16 protein-coding genes are annotated in these 23,156 nt (G+C 56.6%); 6 read left to right on the forward strand and 10 right to left on the reverse strand.

Going from position 1 to position 23,156, the window contains the following annotated elements:
- Positions 1–146 precede the first annotated feature (146 nt).
- From HY308_16570 to HY308_16585, 4 genes are all read right to left on the reverse strand, one after another.
- Positions 147–1,244, reverse strand: coding sequence for a branched-chain amino acid ABC transporter substrate-binding protein (locus tag HY308_16570; GenBank protein ID MBI3899890.1), 1,098 nt, complete (start codon positions 1,242–1,244; stop codon positions 147–149).
- A 130-nt stretch (positions 1,245–1,374) separates the two neighbouring features.
- A complete protein-coding gene (gene mug / locus HY308_16575; GenBank protein ID MBI3899891.1) occupies positions 1,375–1,929 on the reverse strand; it encodes a G/U mismatch-specific DNA glycosylase in 555 nt (184 codons plus the stop codon).
- Between the two features lie 69 nt (positions 1,930–1,998).
- On the reverse strand, positions 1,999–2,997 hold the full coding sequence (corA, locus tag HY308_16580; protein MBI3899892.1) for a magnesium/cobalt transporter CorA: 999 nt from the start codon (positions 2,995–2,997) through the stop codon (positions 1,999–2,001).
- Between the two features lie 71 nt (positions 2,998–3,068).
- On the reverse strand, positions 3,069–5,417 hold the full coding sequence (locus HY308_16585) for a bifunctional diguanylate cyclase/phosphodiesterase (GenBank protein ID MBI3899893.1): 2,349 nt from the start codon (positions 5,415–5,417) through the stop codon (positions 3,069–3,071).
- 130 nt (positions 5,418–5,547) lie between these two features.
- Here HY308_16585 and HY308_16590 point away from each other — a divergent pair, with 130 nt between their 5' ends.
- A complete protein-coding gene (locus HY308_16590; GenBank protein ID MBI3899894.1) occupies positions 5,548–5,886 on the forward strand; it encodes a type 1 pili tip component in 339 nt (112 codons plus the stop codon).
- A 370-nt stretch (positions 5,887–6,256) separates the two neighbouring features.
- Positions 6,257–10,288: a hypothetical protein gene (locus HY308_16595; GenBank protein ID MBI3899895.1), complete on the forward strand. Its 4,032-nt coding sequence runs from the start codon at positions 6,257–6,259 to the stop codon at positions 10,286–10,288.
- A gap of 54 nt (positions 10,289–10,342) precedes the next feature.
- Here HY308_16595 and HY308_16600 read toward each other — a convergent pair whose 3' ends face one another.
- The gene (locus HY308_16600) at positions 10,343–10,672 is read right to left on the reverse strand and encodes a hypothetical protein (GenBank protein ID MBI3899896.1); all 330 of its coding nucleotides are present in this window, start codon (positions 10,670–10,672) and stop codon (positions 10,343–10,345) included.
- A gap of 216 nt (positions 10,673–10,888) precedes the next feature.
- On the opposite strand from HY308_16600, the gene HY308_16605 reads away from it, so the two are divergent.
- A complete protein-coding gene (locus HY308_16605; protein MBI3899897.1) occupies positions 10,889–11,347 on the forward strand; it encodes a hypothetical protein in 459 nt (152 codons plus the stop codon).
- Positions 11,348–11,575: 228 nt separating this feature from the next.
- A complete protein-coding gene (locus tag HY308_16610; GenBank protein MBI3899898.1) occupies positions 11,576–13,456 on the forward strand; it encodes a VCBS repeat-containing protein in 1,881 nt (626 codons plus the stop codon).
- Between the two features lie 202 nt (positions 13,457–13,658).
- Here the strand turns inward: HY308_16610 and HY308_16615 are convergent, their stop codons facing one another.
- Positions 13,659–14,936, reverse strand: coding sequence for a type II toxin-antitoxin system HipA family toxin (locus HY308_16615; GenBank protein MBI3899899.1), 1,278 nt, complete (start codon positions 14,934–14,936; stop codon positions 13,659–13,661).
- Positions 14,933–15,256, reverse strand: coding sequence for a helix-turn-helix transcriptional regulator (locus HY308_16620; GenBank protein ID MBI3899900.1), 324 nt, complete (start codon positions 15,254–15,256; stop codon positions 14,933–14,935). The genes HY308_16615 and HY308_16620 overlap by 4 nt, the downstream gene beginning before the upstream one ends.
- A 642-nt stretch (positions 15,257–15,898) precedes the next feature.
- Between HY308_16620 and HY308_16625 the strand changes: the two genes are divergently transcribed.
- The gene (locus HY308_16625) at positions 15,899–17,494 is read left to right on the forward strand and encodes an ABC transporter substrate-binding protein (GenBank protein ID MBI3899901.1); all 1,596 of its coding nucleotides are present in this window, start codon (positions 15,899–15,901) and stop codon (positions 17,492–17,494) included.
- A gap of 47 nt (positions 17,495–17,541) precedes the next feature.
- On the opposite strand, the gene HY308_16630 is transcribed toward HY308_16625, so the two are convergent.
- Both HY308_16630 and HY308_16635 read right to left on the reverse strand, forming a co-directional pair.
- Positions 17,542–19,809, reverse strand: coding sequence for a tetratricopeptide repeat protein (locus tag HY308_16630; GenBank protein MBI3899902.1), 2,268 nt, complete (start codon positions 19,807–19,809; stop codon positions 17,542–17,544).
- 125 nt (positions 19,810–19,934) lie between these two features.
- Positions 19,935–20,231 carry a hypothetical protein gene (locus HY308_16635; protein MBI3899903.1) on the reverse strand — a complete coding sequence of 99 codons (297 nt, stop codon included), beginning with the start codon at positions 20,229–20,231 and terminating at the stop codon, positions 19,935–19,937.
- Positions 20,232–20,771: 540 nt separating this feature from the next.
- Between HY308_16635 and HY308_16640 the strand changes: the two genes are divergently transcribed.
- A complete protein-coding gene (locus HY308_16640) occupies positions 20,772–21,311 on the forward strand; it encodes a hypothetical protein (protein ID MBI3899904.1) in 540 nt (179 codons plus the stop codon).
- Positions 21,312–21,579: 268 nt separating this feature from the next.
- Here HY308_16640 and HY308_16645 read toward each other — a convergent pair whose 3' ends face one another.
- Positions 21,580–23,100 (reverse strand): hypothetical protein, encoded by a 1,521-nt coding sequence (locus HY308_16645; GenBank protein MBI3899905.1) that lies wholly within the window; start codon positions 23,098–23,100, stop codon positions 21,580–21,582.
- Positions 23,101–23,156 lie beyond the last annotated feature (56 nt).

A 23,156-nucleotide genomic window follows, 5' to 3' on the forward strand; every position in this document is an offset into this window, starting at 1 on the left:
GGATCCCGGTGCGCGCTTTGCATCCTGGCCCGAGCGAGAGAACCGCTCAACAAACAGGCCGAATAGATACGTGCAATTTCAACCTCGGGGTAAGCGGTTAATCTTCTTCTTGCAAATCGGGTGGAGTCCATAGATACATTGAAATATTATTTCTGTACGTAGTCGTACTTACCGCCCTTCCATTCATACACGACGAACCCCGGCGCTTTCACATCGCCGTTGGCGTCGAACGCAATCTTGCCGAGCACCGTGTCGAAGCGCTTGCCGCTTTTGAGGACTTTGGCAACGTCGGTCACCTTCGCATTGCCGGCCGTTTGCGCCGCTTGCGCCCACGCCTGGGTGGCGCCGTAGGCATAGAGCGTGTAGCCCTCCGGCCGCCAACCCTGCTGCACAAATTTTTCGGCGACCGGCTTGGCGGCGGGATTGCGCATCGGATCGGGGTTAAACGTCATCAACGTCCCTTCGCCATACGCACCGGTGATTGCCCAGTACTCTTCCGTCATCAATGCGTCACCCGCCATCAGCACCGCCTTTAGGCCTTGGCTGTGCGCTTGGCGAATGATCAAACCGGCTTCCGTGTGATAACCGCCGAAATAAATCAGACCGATGTTCGCCGCCTTCAATTTGCGCACGATCGCCGAATAATCTTTCTCGCCCGGCGCAATCGTTTCGTACAGCGTCTCCTTCTTGCCGAGCCTATTCAGGGTTTTCTTGGTTTCGTCAGCCAGGCCTTTGCCGTAGGCATCGCCATCATGCAGGATGGCAACGTTCACTTGCTTGAAGTGCTGCGCAATGTAGGCGCCGGCCACCAAGCCTTGCTGATCGTCGCGTCCGCATACACGGAAAATATTTTTTAAACCACGTTCGGTGAACTTCGGGTTGGTCGAGGCCGGTGAGATTTGTAGTACGCCGTGATCGTTGTAGACATCGGACGCCGGGATCGACGAACCTGAACAATAATGGCCGTTGACGAACACCACCTTCTTGGCCGCAACCTCTTTCGCAATCGCCACCGCCTGCTTCGGATCGCATGCATCATCGCCGACTTCGAGCACCAGCTTCTGGCCAAGAACACCGCCGTTGGCATTGATGTCGTTCACCGCCATCTCCATACCACGGCGCATTTGCTCGCCGAAGACCGCATATTGGCCGGTCATCGGTCCAACGACGGCGATGTGGATCTCGGCATGCGCCGCCAGCGAGCACAACAAGCTAACGGCCAATGAAATAATGCGAACGCGCATTTTTGTAAGTCTCCTTTTCTGCCGCAACGGAAAAACCACGATGTGCATCTAATATTAGGTGCGGCAGCGGCAGTTATCGAGGTTCAGCCGCAATACCGCCGGCGCCGGCAAAAACGGGTGTGGTCCGGCGCTACGCTTCAGCCGCTCGCCGTACGTCGCGAAATAACCGTGCGAAGTCGGCCGGGCGGAAATGCGCGTTCAAACCGCTCGGGTTCGACAACACCCACAGCTCGGCATCGCCGAGACATTGCTGTTGCCGGCCGCCTTGCGCGTTCGGCCGGGCGAATGCCGTACGGTAAGTCGTCAGTCCGAGGATGGCGACAATGTGGGGGCGGTAGCGCCGCACCTTCGCCTCGAGTCGGCGACCGCCGTCGACGATTTCGGCACGGCTAAGCTCATCGGCGGCCGCGGTCGTACGGCTGACGACATTAGTGATGCCGTAACCGTAATCGAGCAGCTCGCGTTGTTCGTGCGCTGCCAATAGACGCGGCGTGTAGCCGGCGGCGAACAATGCCGGCCAGAAACGATTACCGGGACGAGCGAAGTGATGGCCGACGGCGGCGGTGTAAAGTCCGGGATTGATGCCGACGAACAAAATCTTTAGGTCGGGGGCGATAACATCGGCCACGCGCTTGGCGCGCGCGGCGACAAGGTCGGCGGCGGTCGGACGACGAATAACGACCATACTATAGGTAAAATCGGCAACCTCGCTGCCGACGCGTGTCCGGGCCGTCCCCGGACCAGAAGTTTCCCGTCAAATCCATCCGGCGCGACGCAGCTTGCGATACAACAGACTGCATACGAGCACGATGCCGCCGAGCACCACCGGATAACCATATTTCCACTCAAGCTCTGGCATGTGATGAAAGTTCATGCCGTAGATGCTGGAGATCAACGTCGGCACCGCCAACAGCGCGCCCCAACCGGCGAGGCTCTTGACCACTTCATTCTGGCGGATGGTGATGAGACCGACATTCACCGACAACGCCGTATTCACCATGTCGCGCATGATTTCAATCGATTCACTGGCGCGACGCACATGGTCGAGCACGTCGCGAAAGTACGGCCGCGCCTCGTCGGCGATCAGCGGCGTGCGCAGATTCAGCAATTGACCGCAGACTTCGAGCAGCGGCTCGACCGCCTTGCGTAACTGCATCAGCTGCCATTTCAGATCGTAAATGCGCTTCAGACTGGTCTGTTTGGTATCGCCACGAAAAATATCGTCGTCAACTTCGTCGAGCCGCGCCTCCAGGTTTTGCACGATCGGCAAATAGTTGTCGACGACGAAATCGACAACGGCATAGAGCACGTAACCCGGGCCGCGGCACATTTGCTCCGGGCTCGACTCGCAGCGGGCGCGTACCGGCGAGTACGCCTGCGACGCACCGTGCCGCACCGTGACCAAATAATTCTTGCCGACAAAAATGTGGGTCTCGCCGAACTCGATCTTGTTGTTGACGAACTGGCAGGTACGCAACACCATAAATAACGAATCGCCATACATTTCGAGCTTCGGCCGCTGATGTGCCGAATGCGCGTCCTCGACCGCCAACTCGTGCAAGCCGAATTCTTCCTTGACCACATGCAGCAGCTGTTCGCTCGGCTCATAGAGACCGAGCCAAACGAAACCACCATCAGCGTCGGCCAACGCCTCGCTGATCTCATCGATGGTCAGTTGCTTGACGCGCGCACCGTCACGATACAGCGCGCAGTCGACGATCATCGACGAATTATCGTTGTTCTCGTTTTGCATACGCTTTCTCTCCCGCTTATAGGCGGGTCGGGCTAAGGGCTTTCATGGGCTTCTGCCGATCTCCCGAAAACCTAAGACCCGGCCCCCGCCAAGCGCTTGTGCCCACGCGACAGCAGTTCGATCTGATCCGGCGGCACCGGCTGGCTGTAAAACACGCCTTGCGCTTCGTCACAATCGAATTGACGCAAGCGCGCCAGTTGATCGCGCGTCTCCACGCCCTCGGCACAGACCCGAAGCCGCAACGCGTGTCCGAGACTCACGACCGCGCGCGCGATCGCGGCATCGGTGCCGTCGGTGGTCACATTCTTAATAAATGATTGGTCGATCTTGAGCTTGTCGATCGGGAAGCGCTTCAAGTACGCGAGCGAAGAGAAGCCGGTACCGAAGTCGTCGATTGCCAGCTGCACGCCCATTTCCTTGAGCTCGCGCAGCGTCTGCGCCGTGCGCTCGACATCGTGCATCGCGACACTTTCGGTGATTTCGATTTCCAAGGCATCGGCCGGCAACCCCGAGTCGGCGAGCAAAGTGCCGATCATGGCCACCAGATTCTGTTGGTGGAATTGCCGACCGGAAATGTTGACGGCTACAGTAGTACTGATCGTTCCCTGCTTACGCCAGCTACAATTCTGCGCGCAGGCCGTGCGCAGTGCCCACTCGCCGATCTCATTGATTAAACCGCTATCCTCGGCAACGGTAATGAACTCCTTCGGCGACAACAAGCCACGCTGCGGATGTTGCCAACGCAACAGCGCCTCTAAGCCGGCGATGCGGCCGGTGCGCACGTCGATCTGCGGCTGATAAAACAACCGCAGCTCATTGCGTTCGATCGCATGGCGCAAATAACTTTCGAGGTTCAGCCAGTGTGCCGCCATGGCGTTCATCTCCGGCTTATAAAGTCGGAAGCCACCGCCGCCTTGGCGCTTCACGCCATGCATCGCCGAGTCGGCGTTTTTCAGCAGGGTGAGCGCATCGTTACCGTCTTCCGGAAAGTTAGCGATACCGATACTGAAGCTAACCGAGTATTCGCGACCATCGACGTACACCTGCTTGCAAGCTGAGGCGATCTTCTCCGCCAGCAACGCTACCGTTTGCTCGCCGGCGATGATCGGCACGAATACCGCAAACGAGTCGGCTTCCAGGTGATACAGCGTCGCACCGCGGCACAGCACCCGAGAATCTTCCAGCGCCGCGCGCAACTGCGCCGCTACCGTTTTCAGCAACTCATCGCCGACTTCGTGCCCAAGCGTATCGATGATCACCTTGAGACGATCGATGTCGAGCAACACGACGGCGCTACGCTGGGCGCCGCGATCGGGCGCGCGCAAGGTCTGCTCCACCACTTCTTGAAACATGCGCCGGTTCGGTAAACCGGTCAGCGGATGGTGATACGCCTGGTGCACCAACTTCTCTTCGCTCAAGCGTCGATCGGTGATGTCGGTGACGTACGCGTGAAAGATGCTGAGATCGGGCAAAAAGTGAATGCCACATTCGAGCGCGCGGTCGTCGCGGTCGTAATGCCACACCTCGTAACGCTCGCCGGCGCTACGCAACACCGCCAGCCGCTGCTCGGCATCGAGCGGCAATAACGCCTGCCCCGAATCCCAGCCCATGCGTTGGGCCAATTCCAAGGCGGCGGCGTTGGCGTAAATGACGTCGCCGTTGAGCGCCAGCCGCATGACCGGATTAGGATTACGTTCGGCGAACACCGCCAGCTTGCGGCGCTCAGCGCTCTCGCGCACGTACACATCGATGTAATGACCGACGAATACAGCGATCAAAAATATGCCGAGACTGAAGAGCACGCCCAAGTGCGTCATTTTGCGCACCGTCATGCCGGTGAGACCGGCACTGTCGCGGACGCGCCCTTCCACTAGGCGCGCGAGCACGTCGAGCTCGGCGTGGATTTCGCGGACGACGCTGCTGGCGCCGGCCAGAATATCGTGCGCTTCGGCATAGCCGAGATGCGACGAATCGAGCGCCGTCACGAGATCGCGCGCGTAGTGGCCAAGCTCGGCGTGATCAGCTCGCACGTTGGCCAACTGCGGTTGTGCGTCTTGGCGCTCGATCTCATCGATCAGCTGCGACACATGCACCTGCGTATCGGTGAACTCGCGCTCGAAGCGCTCGTGATCCTCAGTAGCGTAGAAATCGTAGAGCGCCGCCTCCTCGCGCATGATCTCGACTTTGAGTGCGGCGATGCGATTGAGCGCCGGTAATTCGGCGTCGATCAAACGACGGGAGACATTCAAGACATCTTCGCTATAAACGAAGATCAAGCCGGAGAACAACACACCGAGCACGAGCACGAGTACATAAGCGCCGCGTAGTCGCAGCCTTGCGTCTCGAAGTATGTGCGATAGCGATCCCATAACGTCTGCGAGGGCGTATTGTTGTCCGATTTCAGCAACGAATGTTGCCATTCACCAACCGACCTCGATCGAATTACTCTAACATAATGTTCGGCTCTAGCTATGACAAAACCCTTGGACCACCGCGGCCAATTAGGCGGCGATCTAAAATTAATTTATGTATTCATCGAGGAATCGGCCGATGCGTATCAAAGAATTAATTAAGGACTGGCAAAAGAAAGCGGCAGCACGCCGCACGATCGAAGAGTATGCCGTGCATCTGCCGTTACACGATGCCGCGCGCATACATGCACTGGCAGAAATGTTTCCCGGCCGGCGGCCGGAAGACATCATTACTGATCTACTCTCGGCCGCATTGGACGAGCTCGAAGGGGCGTTGCCGTATGTTCCCGGCCACCGTGTCATCGCCGAAGACGATCACAACGATCCGATCTACGAAGACACCGGACCGACACCGCGCTTGGTGGCGCTGGCGCGCAAATACGAACGCGAGCTCGGACGGCTGAAAGACAAGAACTGAGCTATCGATGTGAGTTGAACGGCGGTCCATCTACCGCGACCTTCCGTCTGCTCAGCTTCATCACTCCGCCCGGTTCATGTGGACGGCAAAATGCCGATCTGCATAAGCTGTCCTCGGTGTTTTCGAGCACTGAATAAAGAGCGGGTTAAACCTGCAGCTACAGGGAGAAAATAACAATGAAATCGGTCGACCGTCGTTCTCTTTACTATTCCTACCTCTATCTCTCGATTCGGCCGCAGCGTGGCCGACGCCGCGTTAATACTCTGTCGAATCGTTAAATCTCAGCGCGATCACGCGCATGAGCGACAGCGGCTGGCCGCCGTCGACAAAAAGAACGTAACAACTTTATGTTTTTGCCTAGGGGATCTTCATGGACCGAAATTATCTCGCTGCGCAACGCAGCGCACGTCGCATCATCGGCTGGCTCGGCGCCGCCGCCGTATTCGCGCTTAGCGCTTGCGGCAGCAACGAAGAAACGATCAATACCGACCCGACTAACAACACCCTACAGGTCCATGTCGTCGGTAGCGGCACGATTACGTCGAATCCCTCAGGCATCGATTGCACATCTGACTGCACCGCGTCATACGCATCGGCCACGTCGGTCACACTGACGGCGGTCGCTGGCAACGGCTACGGCTTTAGCGGCTGGAGCGTTAGCGGCGTCACTTGTCCCGGCACCGATCCGTGCGTCGTACCGATGAGCGCGGCGCGCACGGTCACGGCGACGTTCACGCAGTCGTCTTATTCGTTAACGGTGCAAGTCAACGGCTCCGGCACTGTCACCTCCGCCGCCGGCATCAACTGTGGCACCGACTGCAGCGAACTAATTGCCGCCGGCACGTCGATCACGCTTTCAGCAACGGCGGCCAGCGGTTATGTCTTCAACGGTTGGAGCGGCAGCGGAGTCGCCTGCGCTGGTACGGCGACTTGCACCGTACCGATGACGGCGGAACACACGGTGTTTGCGACCTTCAGTCCGGTCAATGCATCGAGCTATGCACTCGAGGTGCATCGCGTCGGCGCCGGCACGATCAGTTCCAGTCCGGCTGGTATTAATTGCGGCAGCGATTGTGTCGAGTCGTACGCCGCCGGCACTAACGTCACGCTAACCGCCAGTGCCGCCAGCGGTTACAGCTTCAGCGGCTGGAGTATCAACGGCGTTAGCTGCGCCGGAACCACGCCATGCGCGATCGCGATGACCGCGGCGCGCACGGTGACCGCGACCTTCACGCAAGACCCGCCGACTAACTACACGCTAGCGGTGCAACGCGGTGGTAACGGTGCCGGTACCGTCACGTCCAATATCTCCGGTATCAACTGCGGTAGCGTTTGCGAGGCGCCTTACACATCGGCAACGTCAGTAGTGTTGACGGCGGTGGCCGCCAACGGCTCGACCTTTACCGGCTGGAGCGGCAGCGACATAAACTGCTCGGGCACGGGAACCTGCACCGTACCGATGTCGGCGAACCGCATGGTTACGGCGACTTTCAGTACAGTACCCGCATCAACTTACGCGCTGACCGTCAATGTTACCGGCGGCGGCACGGTGAGCTCGGCGCCCAGCGGCATCGACAACTGTTCCAGTAATTGCAATCACTCGTACAGCTCCGGCGTATCGGTTCGGCTAACGGCAAGCGTGAGCGCCGGTAACGAATTTCGCGGTTGGAGCGGCGTTTGCACCGGCAGCGCGACCACATGCGATGTCGTAATGACCGGCGCGAAATCGGTATCGGCGATGTTTGCCGCCGTCGGCGCTGCCAAGTCGATTCCGCTTAGCCTAATTGATCCGGTTACGAACAGCGCCTTTCCGGTATCGTCGGCCGTACCGTTCCCGCGCGGCGCATTAACCTCGCTCGACAATCTGCGATTGGTAAATGGCAACGGCCAGGAAGTACCGGCACAATTTTCCAAAGTCGCCGGCTGGTCCGATAACAGTCTCAAGTCGGTGGCGGTCGATTTTCTGGCGCAGCCCGGCGTGGTCAGCTATCAGCTGTACTACGGCAACGGCGTTACCCACGCTTCCAACTACACCACCGACCTCGCGCTGACACAGGACACTAACCAGATCGTCGTCAGCAACGGCACGCTACGCTTTGCCATCAATAAAAATCGATTCACGATCTTCGACCAGGTTTGGCTCGACCGTAACAATGACGGCGTGTTTGAAACCGCCATGCTGTCCGGCCCCGGCGAGATCGTCGCCGTCGGCAACTACGGCAACAGCGCCGCGCAAACCTTTAGCTCGGCGGCACAAACGAGCGGTTACCAAGTCAGCATCGAGGAGCAAGGGCCGACCCACATCACCGTGCTCGCCAAGGGCAAGCTGCAAGGACCAGTGGCGAACTCGGACGGTGATCCGACATTGACCGATTTCGAGATACGACTGCACTTCTACGCCGGCTCCGGGCTGGTACGCATGTTCTACACGCTGATCGACGCCAAGCCGCGCGACATGAGCAGCTGGCACTTGCGTTCATTCCCGCCACGCAACAAGCGCGTGCTCGATATCAAATCGCTCGACTTGGTATTGCCGCTGGCAGTTTCCGCGAGTACTTACGCCGCCGGCGGTCAAAGCTCGCTACTAAGCGGTGCCGTCGGCAGCAATGAGCTTTATCTGTTGCAGGATGCCGGCGTCGCGCTAACCAGCAAGATCGCGTACAACTTCGACTATTCCGGTATCGGTAACGGTACGACCGCAAAAGGTTGGTTCGACATCTCCGGCACCAACGGCGGTGTCAGCGGCGGCATGCGCTGGTTCTGGCAACAATTTCCCAAGGAGCTGCGTTACAACCCGAGCAACACGCAGAACGGCAAGTTCGTCATCTCGCTGCAACCGGCGCGCTCGGACCGACCTGTGCCGTGGGAGATTGCCGGCAACAACACGCGCAACACGCTCTATTCCTTATATCCGGGAATCGCTAAGACCTTCGAGCTGTATTACCAATTCCACGCCGGCGATCGCGACGCGGCGCATGTCGTCGACGTCGGCGATGCGTTCCAGCGGCCGCCGATTCTATTTAATTCGCACTGGTTCACGACCAGCGGCGTGTTCGGCCCGCTGGTGCCGACCGCGGCGAATCAGCAAGCGTACGACCAGAAAACCGCCGGCGCGTGGGATTTCAAAGACCGCATCGGTTTTTCCGACGGCCCGAACTTTCTGATCTACGGCAATCGCGATTTCGGCGACTACCGGCGCGGCATCGATGGCGGCCAGCCGGAATTCATGAACCACCACTACGAAGACCCGCGCGCCGATCTATTGCAGTTCTTGCGCAGCGGCGAACGTAAATGGCTCGATAGCGCCGAAGTCGGCGCGCGTCATCACATGGACTGGGACGTGATGCATGTCGATAACATCGACAACAGCAGCGACGTGAACACCTACATGCGCGGCAACGGCCCCGGCATGATCCACAATCACGCCAGTTACGAACACGAACAGGGCGGCGGCGCGCACGAAGGCCACATCGTTCCCGGTGGACTGGCCGAGAATTATCTCTTCAGCGGTGACAAACGCACGTTGCAGGTGATCAAAGAGCAAGGCGACTGGATCTACAATCTGGCGAACAAAAAGCGCTTCGATATGAGCTTGATGGATTCGAGCGGCAATCCGGTGAATTACTTCGAAGAACAGCGTTCGCACGGTTGGACATTGCATTCGGTCATGGAATCGTACCTCGCGACCGGCGACGCGAAATATCTGAATGCGGCATCGATCATCGTCGCCAACAGTATCTGGTGGTGGAAACATCCGCACGCACACATCGTGCTGTCGCCCGACACATCGCGCTGGCCGAACGTCAACGAAACCTTGAACTGGCAGACCGGCAATTCGGCCTGGATCACCAACATGCGCACCGACAACTGCGGCGACGGCAACTTCACCGTGTCGAGTTGGATGGCGCAATACTTGATCTGGGGACACGTGCAGTGGCTGTCGATCGTCAAAGACGAGATGGGGCTGCCGGCCTATAGCTTCAGCGGTACTTACCTCGGCAACACGACGCTCAACGTCGCCGAAGTGGAAACCATGCTGCTACAGAACATGAAGTTCATCGTCGACTATCAATGGCTCGACACCGCCTACACGGTGAAATACCCGTGGATGGCGACTCGCAACGATCACCAGTTCATGTATTCGCCGTGCCGTACGGATGAAGGCGGTTCGCCCGACGGCATGGAGGTACTACCATACTTGCTGTATCAACTGGCGCCGCTACTGCCGAGCGGCACGGGAGACGCCGATCGCACCAAGTGGATCGACGTCGCCGATAAGCAATATAAGAAGGAGTTCATCGACTCGACCGAGCGCGCCGCCTGCGGTTATGGCTACAACGGCGCACCGTGCATGCTGACGGTACCGTATTACCTGGGGCTGCGATTCGGAACGCAGAACTGATGCTGTTGGCTTATTACTATTGAACACCAGGCGCTGTTGCGGTAGCGCACTTGATCACTTCTTTTCGTCGGTACGGCTATGACCGCCGTCCGAGATTTGACCTAGGACATAACCGACGATACCGCTTAGGATCGCGCCAGTAATATTCCCCTCCAATCGGCCGGCCAGGCTCAAAACCAGTGTTCCGGCAATGACGCCGATGACAGTGACTGTTCTGAAAAAGCCGGTGCTCAAGAGGATTTCACTAACACTTTCCTTGTTCCGAATTACCGCGAGCCAGAAAACAGCCCACATAAGTACGAGCCCCGCGGTCGCTAGAACCGATAGCCAAACGATGTACTCAGCACTGAGCTGGACGGCTTCCGTCCCTTTAGCGAGATCCATTCGTGATGCTCCGTGAGTAAGGAAAGGATTCGGAGTGATTTAAATTTGCACGCTCCCTGCCCCTTTCGTTTACAGCCTAGCCGTAATCCTGCACAACGGCCAACTAATACTAACTACTTAGTACCAAGATCTAAGGGAATGAACTCAGTCGGAGTGTTAGTTTTGCTCGCGTTGTTCCCGTTCGACAGATCGACATTCACTACAGGAGAAGTTGTCATGGAACGTAGATTTCATTTCGTCGCTTTCATCCTCTCGCTGTTAGCGCTCCCGTTTTTTACGGCGGTACACGCCGATACGGTGTTGGAGCCGCAGCGTACCCAAGGGTTGGCGGCGCCGGCGGCGATCGGCGAACACGTGTTGGTCGATTTAATCGGCCCGGGGAAGTTCGTCGCCGCCCAAATCACCAAGCAAGGCGGTGGCAGCGACCTGACATTCGTTAGCCTCGATATCGACGGCCGCAACGTCGTCAGCGCGTCGATCGCCGCACTACGAAACTGGGCGCTCACCCAAAGCAACCCTTACGGCCTCGTGCTACTGCAATCCGCCGTCGGCCTCGAGACTCTCACCATCGGTTACCCCTCTACGCTGGCATACGGCAAGAGCCTTCGGCTTTCGGTCAATGTGCAGGAAAGCGGCGTGGTGCAAATCATCGGTAACGTAGTACACGGGAAGTAACGAAACTCGGCGCCGGCGTGGCTGACGAAACACGCCGGCGCTACGACGTTTGTGAGATATTTGATATAAGTCCTTAGGCGAATTGTATTCGCCGTCCGTCGACAGTTAACCTACTTCGGCTGTGGGTTAGATTTGTGTGGTCCAACATCCAGTAAATGCTTAGGAGGCCTAATTACATCAATACGACTTGCTTAATCTCCCGTTAATAACACTAAGGAATAACTCGTCATGGCACATGGAAGAACTCCACGCGATGTATTTTCCCTTTCCCAACGTCAACTAAAGTTAGCTTTTCTGCTGCTGTGGGCCGCACTGTTTACCCTCCTCCAACCAACTATCGCGCTCGCCGAGGGCGACGAGGGTTACTTTCTCGAATCGTCACGCTGGACCAGCAATCGAATCCCGGTGTGCTGGGAAAACGGGTCAGCCGCCACCGCCACCGAGCAAACGTGGGTCAGGAACCGCATCGCCGCCACGTGGGACGCCGCCTCGGCCGTCACTTTTACCGGTTGGGGTAACTGCACCGCCTCCACCAGCGCCGGCATTCGCATTCTGATTCAGGACGCCGGCCCGCGTACGTTGGGGTTGGGTAAGACTCTGAACAACGTCGTGAACGGCATGCTGCTGAATTTTACGTTCTCCGCCTGGGGTTCGAGTTGCAGCAACGCGACGATACGCCAGAGCTGTATCGAATCGATCGCCATTCACGAGTTCGGTCATGCGCTCGGCATTGCGCATGAACATAACCGACCCGATACCGACCGATCCTTGTGTACGGACGCGCCGCAAGGTACCAACGGCGACGTCATCATCGGCGCCTTCGACAACAGTTCCATCATGAACTACTGCTTCAATTCCAGTTACAACAATGCGTTGAGCTCGACCGATCGCGCCACCATCAACAACATGTACCCCAAGAACCTGGTGGACCTGAACGGCGATGGTCGTACCGACATCGGACTGCTCGGTGGTCCGGGTTGGAATACGATGCCGGTCGCGTTTTCAACCGGCGCCGGCACATTCAATGTCACCAACGGCGCCGTCGGTTCCTTTAGTAACTGGGCGGCAACCGCCAACGTCAAACTGGTCACGGGCGATTTCAACAACGATGGCTTTACCGATGTCGCGCTAACCGGCGGTGCCGGATGGGCGTCGGTGCCGGTGGCATTTTCCAACGGCAACGGCAGCTTTAACGTCACCAACTTCGGCATCACCAACTTCGGCGCTTGGGCCAGTACGCCTGGCGTCAAAGTGATGAGTGGTGACTTCAACGGTGACGGTCGCACTGACCTAGCGCTGACCGGTGTGCCGGGTTGGGCGTCGGTGCCGGTGGCGTTCTCAAACGGCAACGGCAGCTTTAACGTCACCAACGTCGGCATCGCCAACTTCGCCACCTGGTCGAGTACGGCTGGCGTCAAAATCATCAGCGGTGACTTCAACGGTGACGGTCGCACTGACCTAGCGCTGACCGGTGTGCTGGGTTGGGCGTCGCTACCCGTGGCATTCTCAAACGGCAACGGTAGCTTTAACGTCACTAACGTCGGCAGCGCCAGCTTCGCAAGCTGGGCGAGCACCGCGAGTGTGCAAGTACTCAGTGGCGACTTCAACGCGGACGGCCGCGCCGATCTGGCGTTGATCGGCGGTCTGGGGTGGGCGAGTGTGCCAGTGGCATTTTCAAATGGTAATGGCGCTTTCAATGTCACCAACGGTGCCGTCGGCAACTTCAGCAATTGGTCGAGAACCGGCGGCGCCAAAGTTCTGGCCGCCGACTTCAACAGAGACGCCCGCACGGATCTCGTCATCACCGGTCCAGCGGGCTGGAATACCATTCCGATGGCAGCATCCCTCGGTAATGGCAACTGGACGGTTACCAATAATGGCGTGGTCAATTTTCCGATCTGGAGTTCTACCCCGGGTGTAAAACTCATCTTGGGCGATTTTGATCGAACCCGTTCTTTCGATCTTGGCTTAACCGGTGGCGCTGGCTGGAATACTTTGCCGGTAGCATTTTCTTCAAGTCCCGGAAACTTCAACGTCACTAATTTCTTCATTGGTCAGTTCGCGACGTGGGCGGCGACGCCGGGAGTGATCGCGATTACTCAGAAATAGCGGTAAGCGGTTTGGCAAGCACGGAGTGATCCCCGTGCTTGCCATTGGTCATGTCTCGGTTTTGCTTTAAGGTAAGCGCCATTCGGGCCGGAGTGATTTAAATTCGAGCAGCCATACCGTTGCCTATTTTTAAATCACTCCGGCCCATTGCGTTTCGCAGGAATTAAATGGTCTGGAATTGCCGGCCCGCGCCGTGCTTTGCTCATACCGCTTGAAAATCGGCCCGCACGCGTTGCACTTCCGACGGACGAACTCCCGCCTTCTTCGCAAAGGACTCCCAACGCGAGACTGCCTCTTTAACCTCATCGAGGATCTCCTTGCGACGCGGAATCGAATATTTGTCCGCCTCGGCGAGCAGATCGGCCCGCGCAATCTCATCGAATTTCCCGTTGACGCTCATTAAGTGCTGAGCGGTCCATTTGCCGGACGGGTTGTGCGCGTGGGTAATGTCGAACGCCGGCGCTAGCTCCCAGCCGCCGCCCTGCTTAAACAGGAAATTGAAGTTCTTGGTGTGATCGTCGCAATTGCGCGCCATCACGTTGAAGGCCATGCGGCGGAATGCCTGTTCCATCGCGCGTGGGCCGAGATCGAGCGCGGCGATCGTCATAAAGAGCTGCGAATAGGCGTGGGTCGCGCGCTGGCGGAAATCGAGGTGCTCCATGGCGCAGAGCGATTGCATGTGATGTTTCTTGTTGCCGTCCCTATCGAAGCGCTTGGTCATGAAATGCGCACGACCGTTTTCCTCAAGCAACCGGCACGGCGACAACTCGATCTTTGCGGCACGTGCCATCAGGTGGTAGGCGTACTCGATGCGGCCGTAGTCCAGACTAGTGCCAAGCTCGAGATCGACGCCGACCCCATCGAATTTGAGCAGCCAGTGTTCGAAGCCGCGATCGACATCGAACTGTCCGCTGCGAATCTCGTGGGTTTTTGGGTTCCAGGCGATGACCGCCTTGGCGCGCGCGCCGGGTGCCGACGTGCCCACGCGAATCATCTGCGCCAGTGCGGCTTTCGCGTAATGATCATGACCGATATTTCCCTGAACGGCGCTGCGAGCGACTTCGACCAGTTTCGCCATCTGCAGCGGTTCCTTGCTCTCACGGCGTGGGCCCTGGCCCGGTTTAAATTCCAAAGCGCCCAACCCTCGCTTGGCCATATAGGAGAGCCGATCGAGCGCGGTGACCTCGGACGGTTGGATGCCTTTGTCAGCCATCCAAGCGTTTACCAACGCGTTGCCAAAATCATCTGGTAAGGCATCGGCGAGCAAGCCCGGGAGTCCCTTGAAGGACTCCTTCGCGAGCGCCGGGAACACGAATGCGTTTTGTGATGAATCGAGCGGCATCATTCTGGGGGCAAGTTCGATACCGGTCTTGCGCCATTCGGGAGCATAGGAAAATGTGTAGGCACGATAGCGCGGATCTTCGGCAACGGCACCGACGCGCTTGCCCCACATCCGCACTTCCACCACGGATACGTTCATTGGCTTTTAGCCTTGCGTCGACGGGCCGGTCGGCGTACTCGGGTCGGCATGCGTTTCGTGCGAAGCATGGCGACAGGGTCGATCGTGGGCTCGGGCGCTAATGCGTCGATCGCCCCCGTCTCTTGGAGGGCGTAGAGGATTCGAAGCAATGTTTCGAGGGTCGATCCTTTACCGGTTTCAAGCCGGCTCAAAGCCCGCGTGGAAACACCCGCCTGATCGGCAAGCGTGTGCTGGTCGAGTCTCTTGAATACCCGCAGGCGCTTCAATCGCTCGCCAAGTTGGCGCTGCAATTCATCGATCGAAGTAATACGACTTTTCATTAACTAGACATAATATGCTTGTATATGTCTTATTCTAGCTTAATAAGCATATTTTGTCTTTTTATGTACATAAAAATCTTCTAACTGCGTATACAGATGTGCAGATGCGATTCAGCGTAAACGTGGTGCCACGATGCAGGGGCGACGATTTCGTCCCTATTGCCCATCAATTGCAGTGCCACACCTCGACTGTTGTGTATCCTGACGAATTGCGGATTGAGCTTTATCACAGCAGCGAATGTATCGACCGCCACCGAGGCACTTTATGTAAATTTGTGCGTTACCCAAATTTACATAAAAACGTTACACTGCCGCTATGCATCGTCATGCTTGCTGTGGGCGTTCAACGAGATCATCACCTGTCACGGCGCGCGGCGCACCGAATTTCCGACTTCGAGATTTGCGGCAGAGTCCTCCCGACAACAACACGGTGTGTTTCCTGGTATCACCGCTTTTTGGGGCGTTCACTCACCCGCAATTACCCCAGTGTCGTTTTGTCTTTCGATGATGTGTTTTGACAAAAATTAAGAACAGCGGAGCAACGCCATGGGTGCCTTTGTCTTTTTCCATTGACGGTTATACGCGCTCCTTAGACGACAACGGTTCAGTGTTTAAATAATTCTAAATTGAGGAGTCGCACCTATGCGCGATTGGGAAAATCTTAAGGCGATGTTGACCAAAGGAAGCATCAGCCGTCGAGACTTCATTAAGCAATCGTTAGCCCTCGGCATCTCCGCCGCTGTCGCCGAAGGCGCATTTTCCAAGCCGGCGCAGGCGCAAACGCCCAAGCGCGGCGGCCATCTTATTGTGGGCGTCAATGGCGCCAGCGCTAAAGACGTTTTAGATCCGGCAGATATCACCGCTGCGTATATGCAGATTTTTGCCATGCAGCTCTACAACACCTTGGTCGAGGTCGATATCGGTTCGGATATACGTACCCAACCGGTCGCGCGCCCCGCATTGGCGGAGAGCTGGGACGCGAGACCGGGGGCAATGGAATGGACCCTCAAACTCCGCAAGGGTGTGACGTTCCACAACGGCAAGTCGATGACGGCAGCCGATGTCGTCTACTCCCTCAATCATCACCGCAAGGAGAACTCTAAGTCTGCCGCCAAATCGTTGTTGGAGCAGGTCGTCGATATTAAGGCGGTCAACAAGCACGAGGTAAAAATACGACTCCATAGCGGTAACGCCGACATTCCTTATCTGCTGGCTGACTATCACCTTAGCATCGGCCCGGAAGGGACGAATTTTCATGACGGTGTCGGCACCGGCGCCTTCGTTCTGGAAAATTTTGAGGCCGGCGTGCGTGGTCTCACCCGGCGCTACGCTAACCACTTCCGATCCGATCGCGGCTTCGTTGACTCCGTCGAAACGCTCGCGATCAACGACCCACAGGAGCGACTCGACGCATTAGTGGCCGGTAAAGTGCACTTGATCAACCGGGTCGCGGCAAAATCGGTACATTCGCTGTCGCGCAACCGAGACGTACAAGTGTTCGAAATTCCCGGCGGCGCGCACTACACGTTCCCAATGCGTTGCGATACCGCGCCGTTCAACGACAACAATTTACGACTCGCGCTTAAATACGCGATCGATCGCTATACGCTGGTTGATAAGGTGCTGTACGGCCACGGCAAGATTGGCAAAGACATACCGATAACACCGTACGATCGTTTTCAAGCATTCGATATTCCGCAGCGGCCGTACAACCCGGACCTGGCAAAGTTCCACTATAAGAAATCGGGCCACAGCGGGCCGATTGTGTTAACCGTGTCCGATGGCGCCTTCACCGGAGCGGTCGCCTGTGCTGAAGTTTTCCAACAGAGTGCCGCCGCCGCCGACATCACATTGCAACTCGACCGCGTGCCGGCCGAAGGCTATTGGGACAATGTCTGGTTGAAAAAGCCGTTCTGCGCGTCGTACTGGTCCGGACGGCCAACCGTCGATCTCATGCTGTCGGTGGCTTACAAGTCGGACGCTGCCTGGAACGAGTCTTTCTGGAAACGTGCGGATTTCGACAAGCTGCTGCTGGCGGCGCGCGCCGAGCTCGATTACGGCAAGCGCCGGCTGATGTATCACGATCTGCAAATGATGCTTTACGAGGACAGCGGTACGATCATCCCCATGTTCAACAACACGGTTGACGCCGGCACGGCCAAGATCGGCGGTTTTAACCCGTTACCGACTTATGAGTTGAGCGGTCTTCGCGCGCCCGAGAAGGTTTGGCTGGAATAGCAGCTCTTCTCAACGACAGAAGCTCGCTGCGAATTCACCAGTTACGTTTAAGATGCTAAAACGCGGTCGTGGGCTTCGACAAAGAAGCGCTCAAATTCGGACACTACCGCTGAATCTTCATACAAAATCATACTGCGAGACAAAATTCTCGATTTCACCTCATCCCGGAATTTTCGATCGGTACCCAGCCTGACTGAAATTTCGACATATTCGTCGGGAGTCGACGCAATGCACTCGTGCAAATCCATCTGCTTGTACATGCCGTAGGTATGACGTCCCCGCTGTAGGGCTGTCGGCAGGGTGACCACCGGCGTTCCAATCGCGAACGCTTCTAGGCTGGTATTCATTCCATTGAAGTAAATCGTGTCCAGCATCACATCACATGCCGCAATTAACGCTAAGAAGTCGTCTTGACTCATCCCGGGCAAAAAACGAATTCTCTGGCAAACGTCTGGAATTTTTTCCTGGAAACGCCGACGCAGGAGTTCTCCCCAAAACTTTGTACGTGCTTCAATAAGAACCATTTCGCCTGAGGGATCGTGGCGCAAAATATTTGCCATGATGACATCAAAATCTGGATACAGCTTAAACAACGATTGCGGACATAGATAAACGTTCCTATCCCGTGGCAGTCCAAAATCGCTTCGTGCTTTTGCCGGTTGCGTTAATGTGGGGCGATAGTAGTACGCCAGCGTGCCGAGATTTCGTAATAGAAAGAGCTGTTCGCTGTAGTGTTCGGATGCGCCCTCTGTCTCAAAATTTTCACTAGATACCCAATAGTCCATGTTGGCGATGCCGGTGGTATCCGGGTGGCCGAACGACACGCACTGCACCGGCGCAAGACGTGAGAAAGCTAAGAAGTAGGTGAATGCATCCATTCCGATATCTTGGTAATACAAAACGTCCAATTCCAATTCCGAAATCATCTTGCGCGCCGCTTCCAACGTTTTCGGCAACACCAAGGACTGTTCTGCACTATCACGGACGAACTTGGAAATATAATCATCCACAAAGGGAGGAACGAACAAGGCAATCACATGGAATCGGTCCCGCGACATCTTGGCGAGAACACCGCGAGTCGTTCTGCCGATGCTATGGTCGTGCATGAATCTGGAAATAAAACCGATTTTAATTCGACGATCCTTGGACGGAGACCGGCGATAGCAGTGGGGAGCTGTATAGAGTAATTCGGGGCACAGCTTCGAATAAAGACGGCCTGCCTTTTCCTGTAGGCTCCGGTTGCACTCGGGTTGATATGCCAAGTGAAAATTACTTACGCCGACCTCGGCAAATGGGTCCTTTAGAGCGCCTTCAGCGTCTTCGCGCGTCAACAGTTCGTCCATGCTTTCATCAAAGTGCTTACGCCATGTCTTTATCTCATCTTCCGAAAGCGCGATGACCGGAAGCAGAGTCGCTAGCCGAACACGCTCACTGACGCTATCTTGGATGGCAAGTGCATGCGCACTATGCACCTTAGATTCTTCCAGCCGTCCTTGCTCTCGCATAACAACAGCGAGTCTGCTGTACGCCTTGAAATTCTGCGGATCTAAACGGATGGCACGTAACAGGCACGACTCGGCTTCATCTACCTGGTGGATAGCTTGAAGTGCGATCGCCAAGTTGACCCAGGATTGAGAATATCCTGGCGTCTTGTCTAGTGTTTGCCGGAAGCACTCGATTGCGTCGCGTACGTTGCCTTGCGCGTGGAGTATTGCGCCGAGGTTGTTTCCTGCCGTGGCATTTCCTGAGTCGAACGACAGGGCGTCGCGATAACATCTTGCCGCCTCATCCTCTCTACCCAGGGACTGGAGCACACTACCCAAGTTGCAATGCAGATCGGCTTTATTCGGGGCGAGACGAAGGGCATGCCGCAAGTGCTCCACTGCCTCTCCTGGCCTCCCTGCTTCACAGAGTAACCAAGCTACGTTGGTCCGAGATTCTTCGTCGTCAGGGTCCAGCGCGATAGCCCGGAGGATGCTCGCTTGAGCCTCTTCCAACTTATTCTGATCTTTAAGGACAGCACCCAGCGTGATGTGGAACGCCGCAACGCTGTTATCGCTATCGATGGCGCGGGAAATGAAGGCGGCCGCTGCTTCATTCCGCCCCTGGCCGTGCAGAAGTACGCCTGACATGTACAGAGCATCCGCGTTATTGGGCTGCTCTTTCAATACTTTTTCGAATAGATTGCGTGCGGCCTCGCCATTTCCGAGCTTAAGATTTTCAAAGCCGTCATTTATCCACTGGCTTACCTTCGCTTTAGCTTCTGCGTTTTTCTGGTCCTGTAGGCCGGCCGCTTTCTTAAACCAATTCAGCATGGATTCATCCGCATCGTGATTTTTCTGGCAATCTGCGACTCGATACGATCTCCGTCTTCGTCGCTCATCCGGCTCATCGAGATGAGTGTCGCCGGCCCCCATTGCCCAGCGATTTACACATCAACTTATAGTCTTAGTAGCAGCTCTGTCGTTAACTCTTTGGCGAATTCGCGAGTGAAGCCAGCATCGACAAGGGCCCATTGAAACGAATTTCCGAATACCGATTTTTTGTAGAAATTCAGTTTATGCTCATGTTTGTATTCATCCACTTTCTTGAACAGCTTATTAAAAATATCCATTTTCTTGGCTTTTGCCTTTTTCACCCCTAGAGCGTCTGCCACCGGGATCTTTTCCACAAAAAATGCGGCCAGGTCCTTGCCAAATTTTTGCTCTTGCTCGGTGTTAAGCCAGTCAAAGATCATCTTTGATTCCCGCCATAATTATTGAGCCGTACAGACTTCCCACTCCATCTCGAAGCAATTGATAGAGTCGGGCAGATTTCTTCTCGCCACTGTCGAGTAAGCGTAGCGCTTCCGACTTAAACCCGCGGGTGCAGGCCTTTCGTTTTGTCATCGGACACTCCGTTGGGCATTAATGTACCTATCTGGAGTCCACGGGGAAGGCACTCCCTTATCCGGCGCCTTTAGATCTTCGCAATTAAACGAAGCGTATTGCGCTAGAAGATATACGGGACTTTATAAATATAAATAAGCACTAAAAATAAGCAATCTTGGAAAGGCGCTGGCTATTGCTGGCACTGCCGCCGAGGCGAACTCGGTATCGACAATTTCTCGGACTATCGAGGACAGACCAGCGAGGAAGTGAATTGAACAAGGGGATGCTATCTGACTAATCCGCCCTACATCGTTTTCCCTACAGAACGCTTGCTAGAAAACAACCTTTGCCACGGTTGTGGGTCCAAAAAGAAGGTGAATCGCGAGCGTGAAGCCATGACGAAAACAATGTTGTCGCACGGCGAAGAAAAAATGGTTACCGGACTGTTTCCGGACATCGATAGCGTCGAGCGCGTGTACCAATCGGCCACGCAAAACGGCTACGGCATCCGTGACATCAACGTCATTATGTCCGACGACACGCGACGACGATCGTTCGCCGAAGGTCACGATGTCGACCGGAAGCTACGCAGCAAAATCGCCGAGGGCGGTGAGCTCGGCGGCCCACTCGGCGGTACGATCGGCATCATGATCCCGGCGCTGGCAGCGGTTGCCGCCGGTGCGGCATTCTCGGCGCTGCCCGGTTTGGGGTTGGTCGTCGGCGGACCGATCGCCGTGGCATTGGCCAGCGCCGGCACCGCCGGCGTCACGGCGGGTCTTTTGGGATGGTTGAGCGATTGGGGTCTGCCGAAAGCACGCGTTAGAGAGTACGAGCGCGGTATCCACGACGGCGGTATTCTCATGGGAGTGAAAGCGCACTCTGAGGACGATGCGCGTCTTTTCGCACAGCAATGGCAAGCGAACGGCGCGCGGCTGGTTCATTCATAACTCAAGATATGAATTAAATTAAAGGAGTCTCCGACCGAATGGCACTTACTTAACTGAACGATGACTAAATTCACCCACCCCGACCTTATTAGCAGGTTCCTTCCCCTTCAGGGGGGCGAGGCGGAGTTGTCGCCGATGCATTTAACATGCATCGTCGCCCTCGAGCGGGCGCCTGGTTTTTGTGCGCCCGCTCGACGACGGGGGTGACCCCTTTTTTTGCTGTTACGGCTATCCGTCGCGTCTTGCGTGACTGCTGCCGGCATAGTCGTTATCGCAGGCTCGCGAGCACTCGCAAGGATTTCCGTATTAAATCCCGAGAACGACGAGGCACTGTTGGATTGATGGGTTCACTCAACACCTCGGGCCACAGGCGCTGGGTCGCCTGTCTAAATAGCGTGTAGTCGGGAGCGCGGCGATAACGTTCCTTGACGGACAAGAAGGTCTGCAGCAGCGCGCGGCAATTGTACGGCGTAAAAACATCCCGCCAGACGATGTCGAACTCGAGTTGCGTCATCGCTAGCCAGTTGCCGTGACCCTGTTCCCATTCAAAAAGATCGAGCAACTTTACCTGGTTAAGGTCGCGGGCTTCACTCAGCCATTCCTCAAAAAAGCGCAACGCATACGGGTGGTTGTTCATGCGTTGAAGCATCGCCAAGTCCGCTGCGCCAATCGTACGCCAGTCCGACCACGGTAGATCTTTGCGAAACGAGCAGCGCCCGATTTCGGCACCGCTACCGGTAACGGCAACCGTCGTTCCTCCGCCGAAGTGCGCCAGTAATGCTTCGGCATCAGCGCCGTAGTGATCGTGCGCGAGATAAACGCTGCGTTTGAACGCCAAGCTGAATTCGGGCGACATGCTCGCGGCCGCGGGTACCACTTCATGTCGTAGCCCGAGTTTCGCCAGCAGTCGCCGTGGCACCCACAGATCGGCGCTGGTGTCGGCCATGCGTCCTTGCCGTACGGTGACGTAACGGAGACGTTCCTTGATTGCGCGGGAAGCCGCCAATACCAGGCGGCTGTCGACACCGGCGGTCATGCTGAGCGCCAGATCGAAGCGAGCGGCGGCAGCACGCATCGAACCGTCCAGTTGCAAAGCGATCGCATCGAGCGCTTGCGGTATTTCTATCTCCGGCAGCGGCGCCACCGGCCAGTAACGCGTGACTGCACCGGTGCGCAGATCAAGTGCATGGTTAGGAAGCAGGTGGCGTAATCCCTCCACCGGCGAACTGGCGCCGGGCCAGCGATATTCGGAATGTGTACGAAACTGATGCGAGTCGACAAACTGCTGCGCCTGCTCGTCGATCCGCAGTCTGAGTATGTCGATCGCTAAGCCGGGCTGTGACAACGCCCAAACGCCGCCGGTGGTGGCCGGTAGCGTGTGGAACACCTGCCGGAGCCCGAGGGCATCGTGAAATAAATAACGTCCATCGTCGCTGTCGACAATCAAAATCCAACGACCGGCCAAGTTGGCGGTGGCGCCGATAAGCTGGCGGCGCGAACCAGCGTGCGTCAATAAGCGCGTCAGAATCCTTGTGTCGCTCACCGATGGGTCGGCGGCATCCAGCATGAAACCTATGAGCGTGAGCGACGACGTCGCGCGGACAACGCGGGTCACGCTCAGTTCGGGATGTGTCGTTAGGCAAAGATCGTCGGCGAGTTGCTGGCGCTTCCATGTGGGTAGGCCTTCTTTGAAACTCGGGCCGAGAATAAATTGTCCGCGGCGCAGATCCGGCTGTGGGTACAGACTCGCCGGCGATAGATCCGCTGCGATTGTCGCTATGCTTGCCATTTTAAAATCTCCCAAATTAGTTCTAGTTAGTGGCACATGCTGGAAGGAGTGCGCCT

Source organism: Gammaproteobacteria bacterium (genome assembly GCA_016199745.1).
Classification (GTDB): domain Bacteria; phylum Pseudomonadota; class Gammaproteobacteria; order Acidiferrobacterales; family Sulfurifustaceae; genus JACQFZ01.

Bases quoted from the DNA above. Each gene is read 5' to 3' on its own strand.
- HY308_16610 (MBI3899898.1), top strand. From the start codon at position 11,576: ATGGCACATGGAAGAACTCCACGCGATGTATTTTCCCTTTCCCAACGT.
- HY308_16630 (MBI3899902.1), bottom strand. From the start codon at position 19,809: ATGCTGAATTGGTTTAAGAAAGCGGCCGGCCTACAGGACCAGAAAAAC.
- HY308_16625 (MBI3899901.1), top strand. From the start codon at position 15,899: ATGCGCGATTGGGAAAATCTTAAGGCGATGTTGACCAAAGGAAGCATC.
- HY308_16605 (MBI3899897.1), top strand. From the start codon at position 10,889: ATGGAACGTAGATTTCATTTCGTCGCTTTCATCCTCTCGCTGTTAGCG.
- HY308_16615 (MBI3899899.1), bottom strand. From the start codon at position 14,936: ATGAACGTATCCGTGGTGGAAGTGCGGATGTGGGGCAAGCGCGTCGGT.
- HY308_16590 (MBI3899894.1), top strand. From the start codon at position 5,548: ATGCGTATCAAAGAATTAATTAAGGACTGGCAAAAGAAAGCGGCAGCA.
- HY308_16595 (MBI3899895.1), top strand. From the start codon at position 6,257: ATGGACCGAAATTATCTCGCTGCGCAACGCAGCGCACGTCGCATCATC.
- HY308_16640 (MBI3899904.1), top strand. From the start codon at position 20,772: ATGTTGTCGCACGGCGAAGAAAAAATGGTTACCGGACTGTTTCCGGAC.
- mug (MBI3899891.1), bottom strand. From the start codon at position 1,929: ATGGTCGTTATTCGTCGTCCGACCGCCGCCGACCTTGTCGCCGCGCGC.
- HY308_16585 (MBI3899893.1), bottom strand. From the start codon at position 5,417: ATGGCAACATTCGTTGCTGAAATCGGACAACAATACGCCCTCGCAGAC.
- HY308_16635 (MBI3899903.1), bottom strand. From the start codon at position 20,231: ATGATCTTTGACTGGCTTAACACCGAGCAAGAGCAAAAATTTGGCAAG.
- HY308_16620 (MBI3899900.1), bottom strand. From the start codon at position 15,256: ATGAAAAGTCGTATTACTTCGATCGATGAATTGCAGCGCCAACTTGGC.
- HY308_16645 (MBI3899905.1), bottom strand. From the start codon at position 23,100: ATGGCAAGCATAGCGACAATCGCAGCGGATCTATCGCCGGCGAGTCTG.
- corA (MBI3899892.1), bottom strand. From the start codon at position 2,997: ATGCAAAACGAGAACAACGATAATTCGTCGATGATCGTCGACTGCGCG.
- HY308_16570 (MBI3899890.1), bottom strand. From the start codon at position 1,244: ATGCGCGTTCGCATTATTTCATTGGCCGTTAGCTTGTTGTGCTCGCTG.
- HY308_16600 (MBI3899896.1), bottom strand. From the start codon at position 10,672: ATGGATCTCGCTAAAGGGACGGAAGCCGTCCAGCTCAGTGCTGAGTAC.